This window comes from Methylobacterium sp. Leaf118 (genome assembly GCF_920984675.1).
In the GTDB taxonomy this organism is placed as follows: Bacteria; Pseudomonadota; Alphaproteobacteria; order Rhizobiales; family Beijerinckiaceae; genus Methylobacterium.
Window position 1 is genome coordinate 1 of the sequence record NZ_CAKLBV010000126.1, and the last position, 2,602, is coordinate 2,602.

Genomic DNA, 2,602 nt, shown 5'->3' on the forward strand with positions numbered 1-2,602 from the left:
CCCTGGGCGCCGTGCCGGCGACCGGCACGCCGTCCCCGGATCCGGAGCCGGCCCTCACGCCCGAGCCGGGCACGCCAGCGGACCCCGAGGCCGCCCCGTCGACCCGGCGCCCCCCGGGGGCGATCGCCTGACCGGGCCGTGAGGCCCGACCCGGAGGGTCGGGTCAGGCCGCTATTGGAACGAGTATTTGCGGATCACGACGGCGAGGCCGAACACCAGCAGGGCGACGATCGCCGTGATGCTGGTCCACAGGGCGCGCCGGGGTTCGGTCGACGAGAGCGGCATGATCGGCTCGACGACGGGCGTGAAGAACTCGACCTGCCGGCTCGCCAGGATGCGGGCCGCCTCGTGGGCGGACAGGACCTTGGCGTAGTAGGTCTCGGCGTCCTTGCGCTGGTTCTCGTAGGCCTCGAACTGCGTCATCAGGTCGGACAGGATGCGCTGTTCGTTGGGATCGGAGCTCGCCGTCTGGCGCTCGATCTTCTCGATATTGTCGTCGAGATCCCGGATCTGCGCTTTGAGATCCCGGATGGGACGCGCGTCCGCGGAGAGGTCGCGCATGCCCAGGCCGAGCTGCACCGAGAAATCGATGCGCTGCTTGCGCAGGGCCGCGAGCATCGTGAGATTGCTCGTGTTGGTCGCCTTCGCGTCCAGCACCCCGCCGCGATTGCGCAACTCGCGCACGGCGATCCGGGTCTTGAGCATCCGCTCCTCGGCGACCGCCAGCTCGCGGATCGTCTCGGTGAGCGCCGCGTTGCGGGCCTTGATGCTGAGTTCGTTCACCATCCGCTCGCTCTCGGCCAGGATCGCCTTGGCGAGATCGAAGGATTCGGCGGGCTCGAAGGCCGCCACCGTGAGGGTGATGATGCCGGCGGTGGTGTCGAGCTTGGTCTCGATCCGATGGTTCCAGTAGCGCATGAAGCGCTCGATCGGCACGTCGGGCTTGGCCCGCGATAGGTAATCGATCGACTCGCGGGTAAACAGATCGCGGACCGGCCGCTGACGCTCCAGGGTCTCGACCATCTGACGGCTGGCGATGTAATTCATCGTGATCAGCGTGTCTTGGATGATCATCTGCCGAGGATTGGTCTGGCTGTCGTCGTCGCCGGTCTTCTCGCTGTTGACCTTGTCGACGTTGCCCAGCGCCGGCCTCAAGGCGAAGCGGGCCTCCGTCACGTAGCGGTCGGAGGCGACGAGATACAGGTAGCCGGCCACCAGGGTGAGCGGCAGCACGAAGAGCAGCACGAACAGGGCCGGAACCCAAGGATCGCGCCGGACGTGGGTCTTGTAGGCGCGGATGCCCTTGCGGTGGTCCGACTGGCGCGCGATTCGGGCGAAGCGCTTGAGCGACTCGGCGACCGCGGTGGAGCGATCGCCCGTCGTCAAGCCGGAGCCGGTCGGGCTGCTGATCTCGGTCGTCATGCGCCCTCGGTTAAGTTGGCTACCGGTCGCCTGCGGGACGACCCTGCCTCGAAACGTGGTGTCTCGCGTGGCCTCGCGGCGAAACCGTGTCCCGTCCGCGGGCCTGCCCTCAGCCGTTCAGGCGGCGATAGGCCATGATGGCCTCGTTGACGTTGTCGTAGACCACGGCCTGTCCGTTCACGATGATGATGGCCTGGCTGCAGTAATCGCGAATCTGCTCCATGCTGTGGGAGATCAGGATCACGTCCGCCGTTTCGCGCCGCTTCCCGAACACCTCCCGGCAGCGCTTCTGGAAGCGCGCGTCGCCGACCGAGAGGGTCTCGTCGATCAGATAGGTGTCGAACGGGATCGCCATGCTCATGCCGAAGGCGAGCCGCGAGCCCATGCCGGACGAGTAGGTGGAGACCGGCATGTGCAGGTAGCTGCCGAGTTCGGAGAAATCCTCCACGAATTCCAGCACCCGGCGCGGATCCTCGCCATAGATCCGGGCGACGAAGATGACGTTGTCGCGCCCGCTCATCTTCCCGTTGAACCCGCCCGAGAAACCGAGCGGCCAGGAGACCCGCAGGCGCCGGGAGACGCGGCCGCGGGTCGGTTCCTCGACCCCGGAGATGAGGCGCATCGTCGTCGACTTGCCGGCGCCGTTGATCCCCATGATGCCGTAGCTGATGCCCGGCTTGAGGGTGAACGACACCCGATCGAGGATGGTGCGCCGCTTGCCGTAGACGGAGTAGATCTTGCTGACGTTCTCGAAGCGGATCACGGTTCGATAGTCCCGCCGGTCGAAGGAGGCCGGCCTGCCGCGCGCCGTCGCGTCCGCGGGTCACGGTCCGGTCGTTCCGGGAGAAGCCCGGAAAAAGCGGCGAATCTGAGGATAGGCCCCGGTCCGGCCGGTCCGGGCAACGGACGGGCCCGGCCTCAGCGCCGCAGGGCGGCGGGTGACTCGACCGAGCGAGGGCCGGCCACGAAGGCGCTGACGGCCGGCATGCCGGACCGGCTCCAGAACTCCTCGACCGCCGGCAAGGCGTCGCGTCGCGGTCGCGCCGTAGCGACACGGACGGGCGCCGAGGCGGCGGGGGCGGCCTGGACGGCGGCCACGAACAGGCTGCGGAGCTGCTCCCGCGGTTCCGCATCCGCCGCGACGATCGGGCGGACCGGGTCCGCGGGCGCCGCCGCGGCG

At 68.5% G+C, this 2,602-nt stretch carries 2 protein-coding genes and 1 pseudogene; all 3 read right to left on the minus strand.

All coding sequences use genetic code 11. The features are described from left to right. Window positions 1-171: 171 nt before the first annotated feature. Window positions 172-1,422, minus strand: a complete 1,251-nt coding sequence (locus tag LW587_RS23780; protein ID WP_232632041.1) for a capsule biosynthesis protein — start codon at window positions 1,420-1,422, stop codon at window positions 172-174. A 109-nt stretch (window positions 1,423-1,531) separates the two neighbouring features. After that, window positions 1,532-2,185 carry an ABC transporter ATP-binding protein gene (locus tag LW587_RS23785; protein ID WP_232632042.1) on the minus strand — a complete coding sequence of 218 codons (654 nt, stop codon included), beginning with the start codon at window positions 2,183-2,185 and terminating at the stop codon, window positions 1,532-1,534. 155 nt (window positions 2,186-2,340) lie between these two features. Continuing rightward, window positions 2,341-2,602, minus strand: a pseudogene (locus tag LW587_RS23790) (hypothetical protein); the annotation flags it as partial.